Here is a 22,197-nt window from a genome sequence, read left to right on the forward strand (position 1 = left end):
TAACTCCCCCGCCCCTGTCAGCTGAACTGTGCCGAACTTTCTGACTGCTTCAGACGCGGTGAGAATCGGGCTGATGGTTCCGAATTGGTTCGGCTTTTCAGATGTTTTTTCTTTCGACAGCGGGGTCCCGTCCATTCCGACACAATCAATAACGACATCCGCTCCGCCGTCCGTTTCATCATAAAGAAGCTTCCCGATCTCATCATGTTCTGTAAAGTTGAACGTTTCCACGCTGTTTGTCCGTTTTGCATGCTCCAGTCGATGAGGAACTTGATCCACGGAGATGACGCGTTTCGCTCCCTTCATCCAAGCGAATTTTTGCGCCATTAACCCAATCGGCCCCGCTCCCAGAATCAAGACGGTATCGCCTTTTTTCACTCCGCTGTGCTCCACGCTCCAATATGCTGTCGGCATCACGTCGGATAGAAACAAGACCTGTTCATCCTTAAGCTCACTGTCGGCAGGAACTTTGAAGGATGAAAAATCAGCAAACGGCACCCGCAAGTATTCAGCCTGTCCTCCGGGAAAATTGCCGTTATCTTCAGAAAATCCAAATAAACCGCCGACATCAGTATGCGGGTTTGGATTTGATTCGTCGCACTGGCTCTCCATTTGATGCTTGCAATAAAAGCATTCGCCGCACCCAATGTTAAACGGAATCACGACACGATCGCCTTTTTTTAGTGATTGAACCTCGCTTCCGGTCTCTTCAACTACTCCCATCGGTTCATGTCCGATAATATAATCCGGCGCAGCCGGAATCCCGTTTTTATACAAATGAAGATCAGAGCCGCAAATACCTGTTGCCGTAATGCGGATAATAGCATCTCTTGCATCCTGAATCCGGGGAGCTTCAACCTCTTTCACTTCCACATGCTCTTTCCCTTGGTATGTCAGTGCTTTCATCCTTGGCCAACTCCTTTTTTATGACTCCTTCCCTTCCCGGCTGCTTTTAAACTCTCAGCTTCATTTGTATACACAATTCGAACTTTTTGAAAACGCCATCAACATATTGCAACCCCTTATGTTCAATGCTATCTTTTTAGTTGATTAACAGATTGGGGGAAACATAGGTGAAATTATTCAAGCAATCCAAAGCCGTTATATTCAGTTTCACAATGGCTTTCTTTCTTATATTGGCAGCCTGTTCCGGCAAAAATGAAGCCGATTCCAAGGATACAGGCTGGGAGCAGATCAAAGAAAAAGGAAAAATCGTCGTTGCTACGTCCGGCACACTTTATCCTACGTCCTATCATGATACCGATTCAGGCAAGGATCAACTGACAGGCTATGAGGTTGAAGTTGTTCGAGAAGCGGCTAAACGTCTCGGACTCAAAGTCGAGTTCAAGGAAATGGGCATCGACGGGATGCTGACAGCGGTGAACAGCGGCCAGGTGGACGCTGCCGCCAATGATATAGATGTGACAAAGGACCGCGAGAAGAAGTTCGCGTTTTCTTCTCCTTATAAATATTCATATGGCACAGCAATTGTCCGAAAAGATGATTTATCAGGGATTAAAACACTGAAAGATTTAAAAGGGAAAAAAGCGGCTGGCGCAGCGACAACTGTCTATATGGACGTTGCCAGAAAATACGGCGCACAAGAAGTCATTTATGATAACGCGACCAACGAGCAGTATTTAAAAGATGTTGCCAACGGCCGCACTGATGTCATCTTAAACGACTATTACCTGCAGACACTGGCACTCGCGGCATTCCCGGATCTTAACATAACGATCCATCCTGACATCAAGTACATGCCGAATAAACAGGCGCTTGTCATGAAAAAAAGCAATACTGAGCTTCAGAAACAAATGAACGAGACGCTGAAAAAGATGAGCAAGGACGGCACTTTGACAAAGCTGTCGAAACAATTCTTTAATAAAGCGGATGTATCAAAGAAACTAGATGTCGACGTCCAAGACGTTGACCTGTAATCAGACGCCATGATGTACAGCATTCAGTGGGAATATATTTTCAACACACAGCTGGCGATTGAATCGTTTCCTTACGTCATAAAGGGGATAGGGTACACGTTGCTTATTTCTTTTGTCAGCATGATTGCGGGAACGGTAATCGGGCTGTTTATATCGCTCGCCAGAATGTCTAAGATTGCCCTGCTGAGATGGCCGGCGCGTCTCTACATTTCCTTTATGCGCGGCGTTCCGATTTTGGTGATCCTGTTTATCCTTTATTTTGGATTCCCTTATATCGGCATTGAATTTTCTGCCGTTACGGCCGCCTTGATCGGCTTTAGCCTCAACAGCGCCGCTTATATTGCGGAAATTAACCGTTCAGCCATTTCATCCGTTGAAAAGGGACAGTGGGAAGCCGCATCCTCGCTCGGTCTTTCATATTGGCAAACGATGAGGGGCATCATTTTGCCGCAATCGATCCGCATTGCGCTGCCTCCGCTCGCCAATGTATTGCTCGATTTGATCAAGGCATCCTCGCTCGCCGCGATGATTACGGTGCCCGAATTGCTCCAGCATGCGAAAATTATCGGGGGCCGAGAGTTTGATTACATGACCATGTATATTCTGACCGCACTCATTTATTGGGCCATCTGCTCCGTTGCGGCGGCTTTTCAGAATATCCTTGAGAAGAAATACGCGCATTATCTTTAAACAAACGTTTCATTAAAAAAAGCCGCTCCGCAGGAGACGGCTTTTTCCTATCGATTCAGCTTCCATTTAAATGGATCTTCAAACAGCGACCAATCGGAATCAAACTCATATTCAGTCAGCAAACATTGATCCAGCTCCCTCGTAATGGCGTCTTCATCCAAGTCTGTTCCGATAAACACCAGCTGTGTCAGACGGTCGCCGAATTCCGGGTCCCAATCTTCTAATATTTCCGGTTCCTGCTGTTTGATTTGCTCCTGCTCAAGCTTCGGCATTGCCGCCACCCAATAGGATACCGGCTCAATCGTTACGGACGGACCGGCTTGGGACATCAGAAGAGCGAGGCTGTTATGCGATGCGCACCAGACGATACCTTTGGCGCGGACAACATTTTTAGGCATTTGATCCATCCAGTGATAAAAGCGCGTTGAGTGAAATGGCAGCCGTCTTTTATAAACAAATGAAGAAATGCCGTATTCCTCGGTTTCCGGGGTATGGGCTGCATGGCCTGCCGTCAGCTCTCTTATCCAGCCGGCAGATCCGCTCGCTTCCTCGAAGTTAAATAGGCCCGTATGTAAAATCTCCTGCGGCTTGACGTTCCCTTTGACAGCGCGAATGAATGTAGCCCTTGGCTGCAGGGTGCGAAGGACTTTCTCAAGCTGTTCAAGCTCTTGCTCGCTGACTAAATCACATTTATTTAAGATCAGAACATCACAAAACTCAATTTGATCGATTAACAGGTCGGCAATTTCTCTTTCGTCTTCTTCCCCAAGTGCTTCTTTGCGGTCCAGAAGGCTGTCACCCGACTGATAGTCATGCCAAAAACGGTTCGCATCAACCACTGTCACCATCGTATCTAACTCACAAAACTTGGTGAGATCGATTCCCAGCTCTTCGTCAATATAAGAAAATGTCTGGGCCACCGGGATCGGTTCGCTGATTCCCGTCGATTCGATTACGATATAATCAAACCGTCCGTCTTTTGCCAGCTTCTCCACTTCGACTAACAAATCCTCGCGAAGTGTGCAGCAAATGCAGCCGTTTGACATTTCCACTAGCTTTTCATCTGTTCTGGAAAGCCCGCCTTCCTGCTTGACCAGCCCCGCGTCAATGTTTACCTCACTCATGTCATTTACAATAACGGCTATTTTTAAGCCTTCGCGATTTTGCAAAATGCTGTTGAGCAGTGTTGTTTTTCCCGCGCCAAGATAGCCGCTTAGTACTGTAACCGGAATTTTTTTTATTGTGATCATACCCTCTCAAAATAGAATCATTACGATTTAAATGCCGTATGTGTAATGGTGAATGCCGCTTTTCGCGCCCCAGAAATATTTCTCGCTGTCGGCCCGATTTCAAGTTCCGCAAAGGCACCCATCACGTATAACCCGTTCCCCCATTGCAAATCCTTGCCGACAATCGGAAAGCCGCAGCCGGCAAAAGGCAATTGCTCTGCTTGCGCTGCTTTTTGAACCCACTCGAATCGGCTGATGTCAGAAGCAAAGCCTGTTGCCAGCGCGATATGTTCGAATGTGCATGAACATTCATTTTTCTTCAGCTGTATGTGCAGCCGGCCGTCAGCTGTTTTTTGACATGATATCACTTCATCCTGAATGACCTTTATCCTGCCCTCTTCTCTATAGACAGCAAGCTTTCTTGAGATGTCCTTCGGGAAGGAGCCGCGATGTCTGGCGTTTGTGATCCATTGCCTTCTCTTTTGGTAGTCTGGCGTTTTGCTGAATCTTTTCATATACTTCGGGCCAAGCCAGCCCGGATCACTGTCAAAATCATAGGTGCGGAACGGATGCCTCACGAACATCGTCACGTCGTGCCCGTCATCTGAGAGCTTTATGGCGTAATGAGCCGCCGTGATCCCTCCGCCCACAACTGCCGCTTTTACGCCTTCCTGTTTTAACCCTTGCACATCCCTGTCAAACACATGATAAATGCCGTCATTCTGAAATGGCTGTGCCCACTCCGGCCAGCAAGGCTGTTGTGAAAAACTCATGGCTAGCACAACTCTTTCGCCTATGATTGTTTCGGAGGCATCTGTCCTCACTTCCCACAATCCGTTTTTCCTTCTCAAGTCTGTTACCATCCCTCTCTTCCACGCCTGATCAATATGTATCTCATCCAATACAGTTTCACAATGCTGATTAAAAAGCGATAAAGAGGGGCGCTTATACCTCCCGAAGAATACCTCCGGCCACTGGCTTTTATCCGCATACGTTTGCAGGCTGAACGGCTCGGTATCCATGTGATGGACCGATGGAGAGCGTAAATCATTCATCCGAATGCGGGCCGTATTTCTCTTCCAGCACTCAAGGGGCTGTTCATGAGGATCAATGACCGCAAGATCCTGGATAGACACCTTTCCGCTCTTCACCAGATGCACAGCCAAGGTCGACCCTTGAATTCCGCCGCCGATGATAAGCCATTTATACATAGGAGTAACTCCTTTCTCCTCAAAACGTAATTATTACGATTTAAATCGTATGTTCTTTTTTCCTTTTTGTCAACTGCTTTCTATTCAGCTGATCACAACTTTTGTGTGTTCAGGTATGTTTTCGTATATCCATTTCGCATCTGGAATGGATAGTCTGATACAGCCATGGGATGCTTTTGCCCCTAATTTTTTTGCTTCCTTTTCAATGACTTTTTTGTCCTTTGTCATGGGTACGCTTTAAAAAAGAAATTCTCCATGGTTTTTCCATGAGACCCAGTATTCCGCCCCTTCCTGATATCCTTCAGAGAAAAACCATTCTCCCCGTTCAGGCTCGATATGAAATGTGCCTTTCGGTGTGGAATCATCGATGGGTTTGATCGAGTCCTGATGAAACGATCATGGTATAGATGGTTTTGCTTCCGGCATTGATATAAGCCTTCTGCTGTTTCACGTCCACATCAATCCAGATATTTTTCAGCTGCTTGATATCGGGGTATTCTCCGCCGGAAGGCTTTGTCCAATCAATGCTTGTTTTCTCTGCCGTTATGAGTTTGTCTGTTTTCTTCATTTGAGATCCCGCTTTCTCGTCCGCGTATGATAAGAACAGGCTGACAGCAGAATTGACGTAAGAACAGCAATCAATAAGAATGACAGTTTCATAGTCATTCCCCCGAAAATCTAAGCTTCGCATAGGCATCGTGCAGATGAATTGATTCTTCATTTCTGCATTCAATATCAAAGGCCGACACCCACTCAAGCTCATATAAATCTGCGGCAATGAGACGGGCCAGGTCCTCAACAAATCTGGGATTTTCATATGCGGTTTCCGTTACGGCCTTTTCATCCGGCCGCTTTAGCACCGGGTGCAGTCTCGCGCTGGCATTTGATTCTGCAACGTGAAGCAAATCGGCTTTTACATCGACAGGGAGCAGTGCCGTTGGATGAATATCGGCCAAAATGCTGACCGTTCCTCTCTGATTGTGGGCACTATATTCACTGATTTCCTTAGAGCAAGGGCAAAGAGTCGTTACTTTCGCTGAGATACCGGCCCGCTGTTTAAACGGCTGATCTTCGTGATAAGTGACAGACATCAACATCTCAGCATGCATCAGCCCCACTTTCCCAAGCATTGGACTCTTTCTTTCGAAATACCATGGAAACCGCACTTCGACGGAAGCCGAGATTTGATCCATGTTTTCTGCAAGCTCTTTCGTAAATTGCTGAAGAGAAGAAAATGAGAGAATCCAGCCGTTTTGATGATAGCGTTGAAGCTGCTCTGTTAACCGGCTCATATTGATGCCCTTCTGATTCCGCTGCAGGCTGGCGGTCATGGTAAAATTCGCTGCTGTCGTTTGCTGACAAGGTTTCATCGCTGAGGCAACAGTGACCGGGTGAGACACATTGGTGACACCTACTTGCTGAATATCAAAAAAATAGTCTTTTCTGATATTCTGAAGATCCTTCATGTTCTCCTTTTCCACAGGCTTTTGCCCTTTCATGGGACTGACCGATCCAAAATATTGAAGACGCTCCGTTTTTTCCGGGAGCAGAATGTGTTGTTCCAATCAGAAAACTCCTTCCGCTTCAAATCGTAATAATTACTATTTATTCTGATTGGTTCACGAGTTAAAATCAAGAGAAAGTTGAAAACAGCAAAAAAAAGACACGCGCAATCGCGTGTCTCCCATTCAAACATCAAACATCCGCCGGGCTGCTTTCCGCGCTCCAGCTTTTTCTCCAGTAATATCCTGCGGCAATCACAAGCACAAACGCCAGCAATGCGATACAGGAAAACGTGATAAATCCAATGGCATATGTGCCTGTCATCTGTTTTAATGACCCTAAAATGTTTGGCAGAAAGAACCCTCCGATGCCTCCTGCTGCGCCGACGATACCCGTCACCATTCCAATTTCTTTCCGGAAGCGCTGCGGGACGAGCTGAAACACTGCTCCGTTGCCCATTCCGAGTCCCATCATTCCGACAAATAAAAGGATGATAACCATTGAAAGAGACGGCAGACTGCTGACTCCGGCCATGCAAAGAGCCACGATGACAAACAGAACAGAAAGAACCTTCGTGCCCCCGACTCGATCTGAAATCCAGCCCCCTACAGGCCGGAAAAAACTGCCCGCTGCTACACATAATGTGACGAAATCTCCCGCGTGAATTTTTGACAGCTGGTATTGATCGACGAAGAATATCGCCAAAAAGCTGGACAGCCCGACAAATCCTCCAAAAGTAACACTGTACAGCAGACAGAAAAACCACGTTTCCTTTTGTCCGAACACCTGCAAGTAGTTTTTGAGCGGCTGCGGCGCCGGTTGTTCAGGAGAATTCTTCGCCATGAAAACAAATAGAATAAAGACGATGATCAGAGGAAGAAGCGCAATTCCCATCACACTGTGCCAGCCGAACTGCTCTGCAAGCCGGGGGCCAAACAGTGTCGCAAACAAGGTGCCGCTGTTACCCGCACCGGCTATCCCCATCGCCAGTCCCTGCAAATGAGGCGGATACCACCGGCTTGCCATAGGAAGCGCAACAGCAAAGCTCGCGCCTGCCACGCCAAGCAGAATGCCGATCGCGTAAAGCTCAGTCAGCGTACGGCCGCCAAAAGTTCCCCAAAGTAGCGGGATCATTGTCACCAGCATTCCGGTCACAGCTGTTTTTTTCGGCCCGATTCTGTCCGTTAATACGCCTAATATGATCCGAAACACAGATCCCGATAAAATCGGCACAGCCACGATAAGCCCTTTTTCAAAGGGAGACAGGCCAAAATCCTGAGAAATATAAACACCAAGCGCCCCAAGCATAACCCATATCATAAAACTTACATCAAAGTATAAAAACGAGCAGAGCAAAGTGGACGGGTGACCGCTTGTTTTCAGTTCCGACAGCTTCATAACATTCCCCTTTCTTGACCCTATAAAAATTTCAATTTTCTGAATTAAGAATATATGACCTTATTTTTTCGGAAAAGACATGTGTAAGCTAATGTGACACGTTTAATGCGTTAACTGAGCATTGTGCCATAATTTTTGATAGGAGAAAAACTTACAAGCTGAGGCAAAGGAGGTCTGGCAAATGAAGAAACAAAGATTAATTGTAGCAGGGAACGGAATGGCCGGAATTCGCTGTATTGAAGAAATATTAAAGCTTCATCGTGACATGTTTGAGATTATCATTTTCGGCAGCGAACCACATCCCAACTATAATCGCATTCTCTTATCCTCCGTTTTACAGGGGGAGGCATCGCTCAATGACATTGTGCTGAACAGCAGTGAATGGTACGCCAAGCAAGGCATTACACTTTACACAGGTGAAACGGTCGTTCAAATCAACACAGACTTGCAGCAAGTCATCACAGATCAAAAACGCAGCCTGTCCTACGACAAATTGATTCTGGCAACAGGCTCCTCCCCTCATATTCTCCCCATCCCCGGGACAGACAAAGAAGGTGTTTACGGCTTTCGGACAATAGAAGACTGCCAAGCTTTTATCAGCATGGCGGAACGTTATCAAAAAGCAGCGGTCATCGGCGCCGGCTTATTAGGCCTTGAGGCGGCTGTCGGCCTGCGGCATCTGGGCATGAATGTCAGCGTCATTCACCACTCTCCCAGCATTATGCAAAAACAGCTTGATCAAACAGCGTCTCGTCTGCTTCAGTCTGAGCTGGAACGAAAAGGCTTAACCTTTCTTTTAGAGAAAGACACAGCATCCATTACAGGAGGCTCCCGGGCAGATGGTATCCGGTTCAGAGACGGATCTTCGATAAAAGCAGACTTGATTGTGATGGCGGCTGGTGTAAGACCCAATATCCAATTGGCTGCATCAGCAGGAATCGCCGCAAACCGCGGCTTCATCGTCAATCAATTCATGCAGACGAGCAAACCGAATGTGTATGCCGTCGGGGAATGCGCCGAGCACAACGGAATGGTATACGGATTGGTCGCGCCTCTTTATGAACAAGGAAAAGTCCTCGCTCAACACATCTGCGGCGCTCCCTGTGAAGGGTATCGTGGCTCTGCCCAATCTGCAGCCTTAAAAATAGCGGGAATAGATGTGTGGTCGGCAGGAAAGGTGCACGAAGACGCAGGCACGACGAGCATTAAGCTTCATGATGAACATGCCGGCTGCTACAAAAAAGCGCTCTTTGAGAACGACAAACTGGCTGGCGTGATTTTATTCGGAGACACACGTGATAAACAGAGGCTTCTCGACAGCCTGCTCAAACAAAGAGACATTTCCATTGTCAAAAAGCAGCTGGTCGAACCGGATCAAAGCGGCATTTCATTTGCATCCATGCCTTCCGCTGAACCCATTTGCCAATGCAACTCGGTGACAAAAGGTTTGATTGAAGAAGCGGTGCACACGAAAGGCTTAACAACGGTCGAAGAAGTTAAGCAGTGCACAAAAGCATCTGGCTCTTGCGGAGGCTGCAAGCCGCTCGTTGAAGACCTTCTGAAATACTTGGCCAGCAGCGAATATACAGAACCAGCCGGCCGGCCTTCGTTTTGCGGCTGCACTGATTTGACGGAAGATGAAGTCATCGCCGAACTGCACCGATGTCATTTCCCCGATCCTGCTGAGGCAATGAATCAGCTTGGCTGGAAAACGAAAAACGGCTGCCGCGTTTGTGTTCCGGCGCTTCACTATTACATGGAATTGCTGCAGCCTGGGTATATCCAGTCTCCTGAAACATCGCCCGAGGATACATGCACTCTCATTCCGCAAATGTACGGCGGGCTGACAAATGCGAAGGAACTCAGAAACATCGCAAACATCATCGAGACATACGGCATCCCCAATGTTTCAATAACTCACGGCCAGAGGCTGAAGCTTTCCGGAATCCGTCCGAATGACCTTGCAAACATCAGAAAAGAACTGCACATGCCAGTTTTCACTCATCAGCACCGCCGCTCGCTGCAAAGTGTCATAGCATGTACGTGCGGGGAAGATCGCTCTATTCAAAAGCTGGCAAGCCATATCGAAAGACATACTGACATGCTTTCCATGCCCGATCACATATCCATCAGCTTGTCGTGTGAAAAAGACTGCACCGCAGCAGCTATACAGGATATCGGCGCCATTCGAACACAAGAGGGCTGGGACATTTACACTGGCGGCATCCGGGGAGGGCATGCCCGTGCCGGAATGCTGTTTTGTGTGACGGATAGCGAAGAAAATACTGCCATTATGATGAAAGGCCTTCTTCAATATTATCGCGAAACGGCTCACTATGCAGAAGCGGTTCATCAGTGGATTGACCGCCTCGGCATCATTCATATCAGAGAGGTATTATTTGAACAGGATTTGCGGACGCAGCTGCTGGAAAACCTTCAAACAGACCTGTCATTGATACAAAATCAGCCTATACAGGCTGGCGCACTTAAGAAAGGATGAGGCATTTTGACTGAACGACTGCTTAGATATTTCCGCGAAAAACAGCAAGACGTCCAATCAGAAAAAACATACGACACCCAATGTCCGTTTTGCAGCATGCAATGCAAAATGCAGCTTGTGGAACAAACCATCGTCACACGGAAGAAGTATACAGCCATCGGCATCGACAATCCCACGACACAAGGCCGTTTATGCATGAAAGGGATGAACGCCCACCAGCATGCCCTGCACTCCTCCCGCATCACCCGGCCGCTGCTCAAAAAAAACGGTGAGTTTGTGCCTGTTTCCTGGGCTGAAGCGCTGAACTATATAAAAGAGCAAGTCACCCTGATCCAAGACAAACACGGCCATGATGCGATGGCTGTCTACGGAAGCGCCTCGATTACGAATGAAGAGGCATATCTGTTAGGAAAGTTCGCACGAGTCGGCTTGCAGACAAAATACATCGATTACAACGGCCGGCTCTGTATGTCCGCCGCAGCAACCGGAGCCAACCAAACATTCGGAGCAGACAGAGGCTTGACGACTCCCTTAGCGGAAATCCCCCACACCCGAGTGATCATTTTGGCCGGCACCAATATCGCGGAATGCCAGCCGACCATCATGCCGTATTTTGAACAAGCGAAAGAAAACGGGGCTTATCTCATTGCCATTGACCCCCGGGAAACAGCGACGACCAAAATAGCCGACCTTCATCTGAAAATCAAACCCGGAACAGACGCCGCCCTTGCCAACGGTTTAGTCAAAATCATCATAGACGAACAGCTGATAAACGAAGACTTCATTCGCACGCGCACAAACGGGTTTGATGAGCTCAAACAGCATACCGGCGCTTTAAATCTGGAAGACATCGCCGAACAGACAAGTGTTCCTTTAGAACAAATGCGAAAGGCCGCTATGAAGTTTGCCAAGGAAACGTCCGGCATGCTGTTTACAGCCCGCGGCATTGAACAGCAAACCGACGGAACCGCAGCTGTGAAAGGCTTCTTAAATGTGGTGCTGATCACAGGAAAAATCGGCAAGCCTTACTCGGGCTACGGAGCGATCACCGGACAGGGCAATGGGCAAGGCGCCCGAGAGCATGGCCAAAAAGCAGATCAGCTTCCCGGCTACCGTTCCATCGAAAACGAAGAACATCGGGCTTATATTGCAAAAGTGTGGGGAGTCAATCCGGATGAGCTCCCGCGAAAAGGCGTCTCAGCCTATGAAATGATGGAAAAAATCAACGATGGAGACATTAAAGGACTGTTTCTAATGTGTTCCAATCCAGCAGTCTCCAGCCCAAATGCCAACCTTGTCAAACAGGCGCTTTCGAAACTGACATTCTTTGTTGCGATCGACTTGTTTCTATCTGAAACTGCGAAATTCGCTGATGTCATTTTGCCCGCATCCTCTTACTTAGAAGACGAAGGCACGATGACAAATGTCGAAGGCCGCGTGACATTGAGGGAAGCGAGCCGCCCCTGCCCGGGAGAAGCAAAGCATGATTGGCAGATCATTTGCGAAATCGCGTCCGCTCTCGGAAAAGGCCGTTATTTTTCCTACACGTCTGCGGAGGATATCTTTAACGAATTGAGAGAAGCAAGCCGCGGCGGAATCGCCGATTATTCCGGCATCACATACGACAGGCTCAGACAAGAAGGCGGGATTCACTGGCCGTGTCCGGAGCCTGATCATCCCGGAACCGGGCGCTTGTTTGAGGACTCATTTGCACATCCGGATCAAAAAGCGGCACTAAGTGTGATCCCAAACGAACCCGTTGTTCCAAAAGATAAGCCGACCGCCGAATATCCGTTGTTTTTAACGACCGGAAGAGTCATGTCTCATTATTTAACAGGTGTCCAAACGAGAAAAAGCGCCTCTTTGGCCGCAAGACATTTTGAATCATTTATGGAAATCCATCCGAAAACAGCAGCGGCCTACAATATCGAAGACCGCGTTCTCGTGAACATCGAATCTCCTCGCGGAAGCATCACCGTCCGCAGCAAATGGTCAGAACACATCAGAAAAGACACAGTATTTGTTCCCATCCACTGGGCAGATGTCCAAAACGTAAATGATCTGATTGGCGACAGCCTAGATCCAGCGTGTAAAATGCCTGGTTTTAAGGTATGCGCCGTCCGAGTCAGACCTATTTAAAATTTTCATAAAATTTTTAGAAATTTTCGTATTTTTTGTTACATTTTATAACATGCATCTTAAATATTTCTTTTTGCTGTGCTACGCTGAAAAAAACATTGATAAGGAGCGGATCATCTGATGGGAAAAAAACAGCTAGTTCTTGTTGGTAATGGAATGGCCGGGGTAAGGGCCATTGAAGAGATACTGAATGTTTCAAAAGACGAATTTCAAATCACAATTTTTGGTTCCGAACCGCATCCCAACTACAACCGAATCCTTTTGTCAAAAGTGCTGCAAGGCGATACAGATATCAAAGATATTACGTTAAACGATTGGAACTGGTACGACGAAAACAATATACAATTGTATACCAATGAAACAGTTATTAAAGTGGACACCGAAAACAAAACCGTCATCACCGATGCAGACAGAATACAGCCTTATGATGAACTGATCCTGGCTACGGGTTCTGTCCCTTTTATCCTGCCGATTCCGGGTGCAGACAAAAAAGGCGTCACAGCTTTCCGGGACATAAAAGACACAGACACGATGCTCGCCGCGTCAAAACAATATAAAAAAGCAGCCGTCATTGGCGGAGGCTTGCTTGGCTTAGAAGCTGCGCGTGGTTTGCTGAATCTCGGTATGGAAGTCTCCGTTATCCATCTCGCTCCCTTCCTGATGGAACGCCAGCTTGACGCAACGGCCGGACGCCTGCTGCAAAACGAATTAGAAAAACAAGGAATGACCTTTCTGCTTGAAAAGCAAACAGAAGAAATTCTCGGAGATGACCGGGTCGAGGGCGTCAGATTCAAAGACGGCACAAGTGTTGAAGCCGATTTAGTCGTCATGGCCGTCGGCATCCGCCCGAATACAGCGCTTGGGGCCGAAAGCGGAATTCCAGTCAACCGCGGCATCATTGTCAACGATTATATGCAAACCGAAATCCCGCATGTTTATGCGGTCGGTGAATGCGCCGAGCACCGAGGAATCGCATACGGACTCGTGGCTCCGCTCTATGAACAGGCGAAAGTGCTAGCTAAACATATCTGCGGTGATGAAACGAAACCTTATGAAGGCTCCGTTCTCTCCACTCAACTGAAAGTATCAGGAGTCGAGGTCTTTTCTGCCGGTGACTTTAACGAATCAGACGAGAAAAAAGCGATTAAGGTCTTTGATGAACAGGATGGCATTTATAAGAAAGTCGTGCTGCGAGGCAATCAGATTGTCGGAGCCGTTTTATTCGGCGACAGCAGTGAGGGCAACCGCCTGTTTTCGATGATTCAAAAAGAAGCAGATATCTCTGAAACCTCTAAAATCTCAATTTTACAGCCTCTCAACCAAGAAGCCGGCACAAGTCTGACCGCTGCCATGAGCAATGATGAAATCATCTGCGGCTGTAACGGTGTGTCAAAAGGAGCAATTATTCAGGCCATCCAGGAACAGGGCTGTTCATCAACAGATGAAATCAAAGCATGCACCGGCGCGTCCCGTTCATGCGGAGGCTGTAAGCCGCTCGTAGAAGACATCCTTCAGTATACGCTGGGATCAGACTTTGACGCATCAGCCCAAAAAGAAGCGATTTGCGGCTGCACCTCATTGTCGAGAGACGAGGTAGTCGAAGAAATCAAAGCCAAAGGGCTGTCACATACAAGAGAAGTCATGAACGTGCTCGGCTGGAAAACGCCAGAAGGCTGTTCCAAATGCCGTCCGGCTCTGAACTACTACTTAGGCATGATCAATCCGTCCAAATATGAGGATGAGAGAACATCCCGCTTTGTTAATGAACGGATGCACGCCAATATTCAAAAAGACGGAACCTACTCTGTCGTACCGCGGATGTACGGCGGTGTAACCAACTCTCAAGATCTTCGCAAAATCGCTGATGTCGTCGACAAATACGAGATCCCGCTCGTCAAAATGACAGGCGGCCAGCGTATTGACTTGATCGGCGTGAAAAAAGAAGACCTGCCAAAGGTATGGGCCGATCTTGATATGCCGTCAGGCTACGCGTACGGAAAAACACTCCGCACGGTAAAAACATGTGTAGGCGAACAATTCTGCCGCTTCGGCACACAAGACTCCATGGCCTTAGGCATCGACCTTGAGAAAAAATTTGAAGGACTCAACACGCCTCATAAAGTGAAAATGGCCGTATCTGCCTGCCCGCGAAACTGTGCAGAGTCCGGCATTAAAGATCTTGGCGTTGTCGGCATCGACGGAGGCTGGGAGCTGTACGTCGGCGGAAACGGCGGAACCCATTTGCGTGCCGGCGACTTGCTGATGAAGGTGAAAACAAATGAAGAAGTCTTGGAATACGCAGGCGCTTATCTTCAATACTACCGGGAAACGGCAAACTACTTAGAACGCACGTCCGCATGGCTGGAGCGCGTCGGTTTATCCCATGTCCAAGATATTTTAAACGATCCGGAAAAACGGCAGGAGCTGAACGGCCGAATGAATGAAACGCTCTCTGTCCACAAAGATCCGTGGAAGGACTTCCTGGAAGATAAACAAACCTCTAAAGAATTATTTGAAAATGTCGTGACCACATCATAATGACAGAAACAAACATTGAGGAGGAATGGACATGGTGAACAAAGACGTCACAAAAGTATGTATCGGAAAAATCGAAGAATTGCCTGAACAATTAGGAAAAACAGTGTATATTGAAGATAAGGAGCTTGCGGTCTTTAAGCTTTCAAACGGCAGCATCCGCGCCATTGAAAACCGCTGTCCCCATAAGGGCGGCGTCCTTGCAGAAGGTATCGTCAGCGGCGAATATGTCTTCTGTCCGATGCACGACTGGAAAATCTCCTTGGAAGACGGAATCGTTCAAGAGCCGGATCACGGCTGTGTCAAAACATACGAAACGCTGATCGAAGGAGAATACGTTTATCTCGTATATTGATCAAAGACCGGATCACTTTCAAAGTGATCCTTCATTTTTTACAGTGACGGAAGGATGACATGATCATGAAAAACGGAATCGTATATTTTGTGGGCGCCGGACCTGGAGATCCAGGGCTCATCACAATAAAAGGAAAACAGGCGCTGGAGGAAGCTGATGTCATTTTGTATGACCGGCTCGCAAACCCTAAGCTGCTCGAATACGCATCACCAGACTGCCAGTTCATTTATTGCGGAAAATTGCCGGACCGCCATTTTATGAAACAAGCAGAGATCAATGCCCTGCTGATTGAAAAAGCGTCGGAAGGATTAACTGTTGTCCGTTTGAAGGGCGGAGATCCCAGCGTGTTTGGCAGAGTCGGCGAGGAAGCAGACGCTCTCCACCAGCATGGCATTCGCTATGAAATGGTGCCGGGCATCACCTCGGGAATCGCAGCGCCGCTGTATGCGGGAATCCCCGTCACGCATCGGGATTTCGCTTCGTCTTTCGCCATGATTACCGCACATGATAAATCCTTAAAAGGAACGCCGAACCTTGACTGGGAAGGGCTTGCCCGAAGCGTTCAAACGCTTGTGTTTTACATGGGTGTCAAAAACCTTCCATTTATTTGCCAGCAGCTCATCGCGTACGGACAATCTCCTTCTGTCCCTGTCATCGTGATTCAATGGGGGACGTGGGGCCGCCAGCGGAGCGTAAAAGGAACGCTGCAGGATATCCATCAAAAAATACAGGAACAGCAAATCACAAATCCCGCCATTATCGTCATCGGTGATATTGTAAACGTTCAAACACACAGCTGGTTTGAAAGCAAACCATTCATCGGGCAGCATACGATGATAGTCACTCATGGCGAAGATGAGCATACGCTGGCAGACAAGCTGCGCGATTATGGTGCCGATGTCATCGAATGGCCGAAATGGCGGACTGAAAAAATGCCTGCCAACGAGGATATTCTAGGACAGATCAGCACCTTTGAAGATATTTTCTTCACATCACGCCGTGCGGTTTGCGAATTTTTTGAAGCACTCGCATCCAAACGAATCGACATTCGCCAGCTGACCGCACGCCTGAGTGCAGCGTCAGAAGCAGGAAAGGCAGAGCTTATAAAACGCGGCTTCATCATATCCGAGCACCATCACAATTCACCTAAAAAGCTGATTGTCGGCAGCCGTCATTCAGTAGAAGAAATGCAGAAATCAGAGTCCTGTTTGAGCTATATCACCCATGAAAACGTCATAGATGAGCGATTCACCCGCATGACCGAACGGACGATCAGTGAGTCTCCTCTGCACATGATCATTTGCCCAGGCAAGCAGTCCGCTCAGCAATTGATCAGCGCAGGAGAAGAAATCGGCATTTCACCTGAACCTTCAGCAAACCGCCCCCCTGTCATCTGTATAGGCGATGTCGCGCCCGCCGCTGCATACGGGTTTACTGCCGTACAAGACCAAGAGCAATTATTTGCGTTTATACAAAATGAGCAAGTGGAGAAAAAGCTCCTCCACAGCTGATGATAAAGCCCTTTTCCAAAGGGCTTTTTTTATTTATGAACCAATTTTTTGTGGTGGGTGGAATACATCGCCATATTTTCCGCCTGAGGGTCCAGATAAGATTTCGCACTGTTGACGGCAGTCGGGCCTTCCGTAAAACCGCCGGCAATCAATCTGAGCTTGCTTTCATAATACGCCGCGTCCCCCGCAACAAACACGCCCGGAAGATTCGTCCGCATATGTCTGTCAGCTTTAATCCGGCCTTCTTCAATCTCGAGACCCCAATCCTTCATCGGGCCAAGATCAATTTTAAACCCATGATTAATAATGAGCTCATCAAGCTCGATTTCCTCGGTATGTCCAGACTCAGCATGACAAACGGTGACGCTTTCGATGCGTTCTTCAGTGCCGCTGAGATGTTCCAGCCGATAAGGAGTAAGCACCCGCACAGATGACTGCTTCATTTTTGTCACACTGCTTTCCAGTCCGCCGAATTCCTCCCTGCGGTGCACGACAGTAACAGACGCCGCAATCGGTTCCAGCTCATTAGCCCAATCGACCGCAGTATCTCCCCCGCCAGAAATCACGACCCGTTTGCCTCTAAACGCATCAAGCTTCTCCACTTTATAATGAAGATTTTTTCCTGCATATCGACTCGCATCCTGGCTGTCAAACTCATTGACCTCCAGCGTGCCCATGCCGACAGCCAAAATAACGGTTCTTGTATAGTGCTTCTCCCCCTCAGAGCTAGTCAGCACCATGGTTCCGTCATCCAGACGCTCAAATCCGGTCACTCGCTGATTCAGCACAATATCAGGGTCAAACGTCGCCGCCTGCTCCTTCAGCTGTTCGATCAGCTGCTCCCCGGCAATCCCCGGTATCCCGCCAATATCGCGAATGATCTTCTCAGGGAAAAATAAAGACACCTTGCCCCCGAGCCGCGGCAAAAACTCGATCACTTTCGTTTTCAGCTCCCGCATGCCGCAGTAAAAAGCCGTAAACAGCCCGATCGGTCCCCCGCCTATAATCGTGACGTCATACACCTCTTGATTTTCAGCCATCCGTCCTGCCTCCCATTCCAAATCTATCATTAACGTTATATCATTTAATTGAGAATGAATATCAATACAAAGTATATCATATTTTCCGTGCCTTTGTTTATTCATTTCTTCTCCTTGTGGTAAATTGTTGAAAACCCTATAATAGGCAGAAAACAAATGGGAGAAACAGATGAAAAGACGAGTCGAAACGATCACTTTCGAAGGACATACACTAGAATATTCTGTGACAGGCAAGGGAGCCCCCATTCTTGTCATGCATGGCGGGCATTCAAATTGTTACGAGGAATTCGGCTACACGTCGCTGCTCGAGCACGGGTACTCCATCATCACGCCTTCAAGGCCCGGCTACGGACGAACGTCAAAAGAGATTGGAAAAAGTCTTGCCGACGCCTGCCGTTTCTATGTGAAGCTATTAGATCATTTACAAATCGACAGCGTCCATGTGATTGCCATCTCAGCAGGCGGCCCGAGCGGCATATGCTTTGCCTCACATTATCCAGAAAGGACAAACACTCTGACCCTGCAATCCGCGGTCACCAAAGGATGGCTCACCCCTCAAGACACGGAATACAAAGTTGGGAGAATCCTCTTCCGCCCGCCGATGGAAAAGTGGATATGGAAGCTGACTTCTTCTCTGAATAACGCCTTCCCGCGTTTGGTGTTTCGAGCCATGAGTCCGCAATTCAGCACGCTTTCGTTTCAGCGAATCAAGTCCATGATGGATGAAAAAGACATAGAAGCATTTCGAAAAATGAACAGCCGGCAGCGCTCAGGTGAAGGATTCCTGCTCGACTTGCCACAAACCGCCGCTGTCTCTTCAAAAGAGCTGCAGGCCATCACATGCCCCGTACTGATTCTGCAAAGCGTTTACGATGGATTTGTCGACTTGTCACATGCACATCATGCAAAAGAACACATTCCTGACGCCGCTCTCTGTTTGATTCACTCGTGGGGGCACCTGATTTGGCTTGGGAAAGAAGCTGCTGAAACAGATAGAATCATACTCGAATTTTTGGAATCCTAAACAAGGTGAAACGATCCTTCCCCCTCCTCCGTCAAACAATCAGTGCCTTTTTTCGTGATATAATCAGAGGCAGCTTACCATGAGCGGAGGTTTTATTGTGACAGCACAATCGTCTTTTCTTCAGCTGAATTCTATTTTTATCAGTATTTTAATAGAAGCCATTCCGTTTATTCTGATTGGCGTCATTTTGTCCGGAATCATTCAAATGTTTGTTTCTGAAGAAATGATTGCAAGGATCATGCCGAAAAACCGGTTTCTCGCAGTCTTATTTGGTGCGCTTGCCGGCATCTTATTTCCCGCCTGCGAATGCGGCATTATCCCGATTACGAGGCGGCTTCTGCTAAAAGGGGTTCCTCTGCATGCAGGCGTTGCTTTTATGCTGACTGCTCCTATCATCAATCCCATTGTTTTGTTTTCTACGTATATTGCATTCGGGAATAGATGGAGCGTTGTCTTTTACCGGGGCGGACTGGCGCTGGCCGTTTCGGTGATTATCGGCATCATCTTATCCTATCAATTTAAGGATAACCAGCTGTTAAAGCCTGATGAACCCGGGCATCGCCATCATCATCACCACACCCTGCTTCAAAAGCTGGGAGGGACCTTGCGTCACGCCATTGATGAATTTTTCTCCGTAGGGAAATATTTAATCATCGGCGCCTTTATCGCAGCTGCGATGCAGACATACGTCAAAACATCCACTCTGCTTGCGATCGGACAGAATGATGTATCTTCTTCCCTCGTGATGATGGGCCTGGCGTTTGTCTTGTCGCTTTGTTCAGAAGTGGATGCATTTATTGCGTCTTCCTTCAGCAGCACATTTTCTTTAGGCTCGCTCATCGCCTTTCTCGTCTTCGGTGCGATGGTTGATATTAAGAATCTCTTGATGATGCTCGCGGCCTTCAAAAAACGATTTGTTTTCCTGCTGATGACGTATATTGTCGTGATCGTTTTAGCGGGATCACTACTTGTAAAGGGGTGATTGGATGTTTCGTCTATTGGTGCTGATGGGATTTACGTTTTTCTTTTATCATCTGCATACCTCAGGAAATCTAACAAAATATATCAATATGAAATATGCCTATCTTTCCTTTATTGCGATCTTCCTGCTGGCCATTTTGACAGCGGTTCAAGCTTATTTGTTTATCAAATCGCCTGAAAAAGGCGGGCATCATCATGACGATGATTGCGGCTGCGGCCATGATCATGAGCATGACCATGAACAAAACAAACCATTTTATCAGCGGTATTTTATTTATCTTGTTTTTATTTTCCCTTTGGTGTCAGGCATCTTTTTTCCGATTGCGACGCTTGACTCATCCATCGTCAAAACGAAAGGATTCTCGTTTAAGGCCATGGAAAGCGGAGACCACTACTCCCAAACCCAGTATCTGCGGCCTGATGCCAGCCTTTATTATGCTCAAGACAGCTATGACAAGCAGATGAAACAGCTGTATAAAAAATATTCTGGTAAAAAAGATATTTCTCTGACCGATGATGATTTCTTAAAAGGAATGGAAACCATTTATAACTATCCGGGTGAATTTCTCGGACGGACCATTGAGTTTCATGGATTTGCGTATAAAGGAAACGCGATTAACAAAAACCAGCTCTTCGTATTGCGGTTTGGCATTATTCACTGTATCGCTGATTCCGGCGTTTACGGGATGCTTGTGGAATTTCCGAAGGACATGGATATTAAGGATGATGAATGGATTCATATCAAAGGCACTTTGTCCTCAGAATACTATCAGCCATTCAAATCCACCCTCCCTGTCGTGAAAGTGACGGACTGGAACACCATTAAAAAACCTGATGATCCGTACGTTTACAGAGGATTTTAATTGAAGACGAAACCAGTACAAGTACTGGTTTCTTTTTTATTTCTTTTTCATCAGCATCAAATCAAGATAGAGCTGGCATCGCGTTCTGAAATCGCTTAAATCGATGGAGGTCATCTCAAGAATCTGCTTGATGCGGTAATTTAATGTGTTTTGGTGAATAAACAGCTGTTCTGCGGCTGGTTTTGTTTTGCAGTTGTTGAGGAGATAGATTTCCAGCGTCTTCAGCAGCTCGGTGCTGCTTTCTTGGTCTTTCGCTTTTAGTAAAGCCAAATCCTTATTTTCGTATTCCAAAAAGTCATTTTTCTGTTCAATGCTTTCTAAATAACGATAAATACCGAGCTTCTCATATTCATATGGAATGTTTTCCTGGTTGCCGGTTATTTCTGCGGCTTTAATGACTTCCAATGCTTCTGTATAGCTTTTGCCAAGTTTTAAGATGTGGTCATATTCGTTTCCGATACCGATATAGATAGGGGTAGGAATTTTTTGAAAGTGAAAATGTGTTAACAGCTTGTTAATGAATTCAGCAGCTGCTGAGGAGGCGGAGCTTTTTTGGGAAAAACTCGCTACGACGATGACAATATTGGATTCTATCGTTAAGACATGACTGACTTTATCCCGCAAATTCAGGTAAGACCTGATATTTTCCTTTAAATCTTCCACCGCTTCCCCATCCCCATTCGCGGCGTGCAGGATGACAACTGAAAACACAGAAGGCAGCACGGTGTTGATTCTCTCAGCTTCGCGCCTGAGCTCCTTTTCAGAAATAAATTGCTGATAGATAGCCCGTTTGATGAGGTCCTCAGCTCTTTCTTCCTTTTCCTGTTTCAGCTTGTTCGCTTTATAAATAATTTTTCCGACATGGAAGGAGGTCTCGTACAAAAAGTCAAGCTCTTCGTCTGTCAGATCACGATCCAGTTCCTGAATCCAGATATAGCCCATGACTTCCCCTTTATGCTTCGCACTCACGACTACTCTCTGATTTAACCCAATGCTCTCAATTTTATTGACGCGAAAAGGCTCAGGTTCTGTTTTCAGCTTTTCAATGATCCCGTCCTTCAAAAACCTCTCAAAAATCTGAACCGGACATTTTTTTGAAAAAATAGTCTGCTGGTTCGCAGAATCAAAATGGTTAATATAGTAAGAATTGTAGGCTAACAAAAAGAAATCCGCGCTTTCCAGTATCACTGGTTTTTGCAGTTCATAGCTGATAAAGTCAATCAGCTTATCAACATCTGAAAATGAAAAAACTCTCTCTAAAAGCTCTTCCATACCTTTTTT

16 protein-coding genes and 2 pseudogenes are annotated in these 22,197 nt (G+C 47.1%); 10 read left to right on the forward strand and 8 right to left on the reverse strand.

Annotation, left to right across the window (positions count from 1 at the left end):
• Positions 1-9 precede the first annotated feature (9 nt).
• A pseudogene (locus tag MTN95_RS07265) lies at positions 10-906 on the reverse strand (alcohol dehydrogenase catalytic domain-containing protein); the annotation flags it as partial.
• A 167-nt stretch (positions 907-1,073) separates the two neighbouring features.
• Between MTN95_RS07265 and MTN95_RS07270 the strand changes: the two are divergent.
• Positions 1,074-1,937: a transporter substrate-binding domain-containing protein gene (locus MTN95_RS07270; protein ID WP_248337527.1), complete on the forward strand. Its 864-nt coding sequence runs from the start codon at positions 1,074-1,076 to the stop codon at positions 1,935-1,937.
• 9 nt (positions 1,938-1,946) lie between these two features.
• Positions 1,947-2,627 carry an amino acid ABC transporter permease gene (locus MTN95_RS07275; RefSeq protein ID WP_105955353.1) on the forward strand — a complete coding sequence of 227 codons (681 nt, stop codon included), beginning with the start codon at positions 1,947-1,949 and terminating at the stop codon, positions 2,625-2,627.
• Positions 2,628-2,674: 47 nt separating this feature from the next.
• On the opposite strand, the gene zinU is transcribed toward MTN95_RS07275, so the two are convergent.
• The 5 genes and pseudogenes from zinU to MTN95_RS07300 all read right to left on the reverse strand — a co-directional run bounded on the left by zinU (position 2,675) and on the right by MTN95_RS07300 (position 7,968).
• Positions 2,675-3,868, reverse strand: a complete 1,194-nt coding sequence (zinU, locus tag MTN95_RS07280; protein ID WP_105955354.1) for a zinc metallochaperone ZinU — start codon at positions 3,866-3,868, stop codon at positions 2,675-2,677.
• Positions 3,869-3,897: 29 nt separating this feature from the next.
• Positions 3,898-5,067, reverse strand: a complete 1,170-nt coding sequence (locus MTN95_RS07285; RefSeq protein WP_248337529.1) for an FAD/NAD(P)-binding protein — start codon at positions 5,065-5,067, stop codon at positions 3,898-3,900.
• Positions 5,068-5,151: 84 nt separating this feature from the next.
• A pseudogene (locus MTN95_RS07290) lies at positions 5,152-5,727 on the reverse strand (L,D-transpeptidase).
• Positions 5,728-5,729: 2 nt separating this feature from the next.
• Positions 5,730-6,632 (reverse strand): GTP cyclohydrolase FolE2, encoded by a 903-nt coding sequence (folE2, locus tag MTN95_RS07295; RefSeq protein ID WP_248337530.1) that lies wholly within the window; start codon positions 6,630-6,632, stop codon positions 5,730-5,732.
• Between the two features lie 130 nt (positions 6,633-6,762).
• On the reverse strand, positions 6,763-7,968 hold the full coding sequence (locus MTN95_RS07300) for an MFS transporter (RefSeq protein WP_024120167.1): 1,206 nt from the start codon (positions 7,966-7,968) through the stop codon (positions 6,763-6,765).
• Positions 7,969-8,149: 181 nt separating this feature from the next.
• Between MTN95_RS07300 and nirB the strand changes: the two genes are divergently transcribed.
• The 5 genes from nirB to cobA all read left to right on the forward strand — a co-directional run bounded on the left by nirB (position 8,150) and on the right by cobA (position 17,008).
• Positions 8,150-10,468 carry a nitrite reductase large subunit NirB gene (nirB, locus tag MTN95_RS07305; protein WP_248337532.1) on the forward strand — a complete coding sequence of 773 codons (2,319 nt, stop codon included), beginning with the start codon at positions 8,150-8,152 and terminating at the stop codon, positions 10,466-10,468.
• A gap of 6 nt (positions 10,469-10,474) precedes the next feature.
• Positions 10,475-12,607, forward strand: a complete 2,133-nt coding sequence (gene nasC / locus MTN95_RS07310) for an assimilatory nitrate reductase catalytic subunit NasC (protein WP_248337534.1) — start codon at positions 10,475-10,477, stop codon at positions 12,605-12,607.
• Positions 12,608-12,727: 120 nt separating this feature from the next.
• Positions 12,728-15,145 (forward strand): nitrite reductase large subunit NirB, encoded by a 2,418-nt coding sequence (gene nasD, locus MTN95_RS07315; protein ID WP_248337536.1) that lies wholly within the window; start codon positions 12,728-12,730, stop codon positions 15,143-15,145.
• 31 nt (positions 15,146-15,176) lie between these two features.
• Positions 15,177-15,497, forward strand: coding sequence for a nitrite reductase small subunit NirD (gene nirD / locus MTN95_RS07320; protein WP_024120163.1), 321 nt, complete (start codon positions 15,177-15,179; stop codon positions 15,495-15,497).
• 59 nt (positions 15,498-15,556) lie between these two features.
• Positions 15,557-17,008, forward strand: coding sequence for a uroporphyrinogen-III C-methyltransferase (gene cobA, locus MTN95_RS07325; RefSeq protein ID WP_248337538.1), 1,452 nt, complete (start codon positions 15,557-15,559; stop codon positions 17,006-17,008).
• A gap of 29 nt (positions 17,009-17,037) precedes the next feature.
• Here the strand turns inward: cobA and MTN95_RS07330 are convergent, their stop codons facing one another.
• The gene (locus MTN95_RS07330) at positions 17,038-18,048 is read right to left on the reverse strand and encodes an NAD(P)/FAD-dependent oxidoreductase (RefSeq protein WP_044161960.1); all 1,011 of its coding nucleotides are present in this window, start codon (positions 18,046-18,048) and stop codon (positions 17,038-17,040) included.
• A gap of 169 nt (positions 18,049-18,217) precedes the next feature.
• Between MTN95_RS07330 and MTN95_RS07335 the strand changes: the two genes are divergently transcribed.
• From MTN95_RS07335 to MTN95_RS07345, 3 genes are all read left to right on the forward strand, one after another.
• Positions 18,218-19,072, forward strand: a complete 855-nt coding sequence (locus MTN95_RS07335; protein WP_105955363.1) for an alpha/beta fold hydrolase — start codon at positions 18,218-18,220, stop codon at positions 19,070-19,072.
• A gap of 97 nt (positions 19,073-19,169) precedes the next feature.
• The gene (locus tag MTN95_RS07340; protein WP_105991551.1) at positions 19,170-20,054 is read left to right on the forward strand and encodes a permease; all 885 of its coding nucleotides are present in this window, start codon (positions 19,170-19,172) and stop codon (positions 20,052-20,054) included.
• A 4-nt stretch (positions 20,055-20,058) separates the two neighbouring features.
• Entirely contained in the window at positions 20,059-20,916 is an 858-nt protein-coding gene (locus MTN95_RS07345; RefSeq protein WP_248337540.1) for a TIGR03943 family putative permease subunit, read from the forward strand.
• A 36-nt stretch (positions 20,917-20,952) separates the two neighbouring features.
• On the opposite strand, the gene putR is transcribed toward MTN95_RS07345, so the two are convergent.
• Positions 20,953-22,188, reverse strand: coding sequence for a proline utilization transcriptional regulator PutR (gene putR, locus MTN95_RS07350; protein WP_010332961.1), 1,236 nt, complete (start codon positions 22,186-22,188; stop codon positions 20,953-20,955).
• Between the last annotated feature and the right edge of the window lie 9 nt (positions 22,189-22,197).

Source organism: Bacillus sp. 2CMS4F, from assembly GCF_023161785.1.
Classification (GTDB): Bacteria; Bacillota; Bacilli; order Bacillales; family Bacillaceae; genus Bacillus; species Bacillus halotolerans.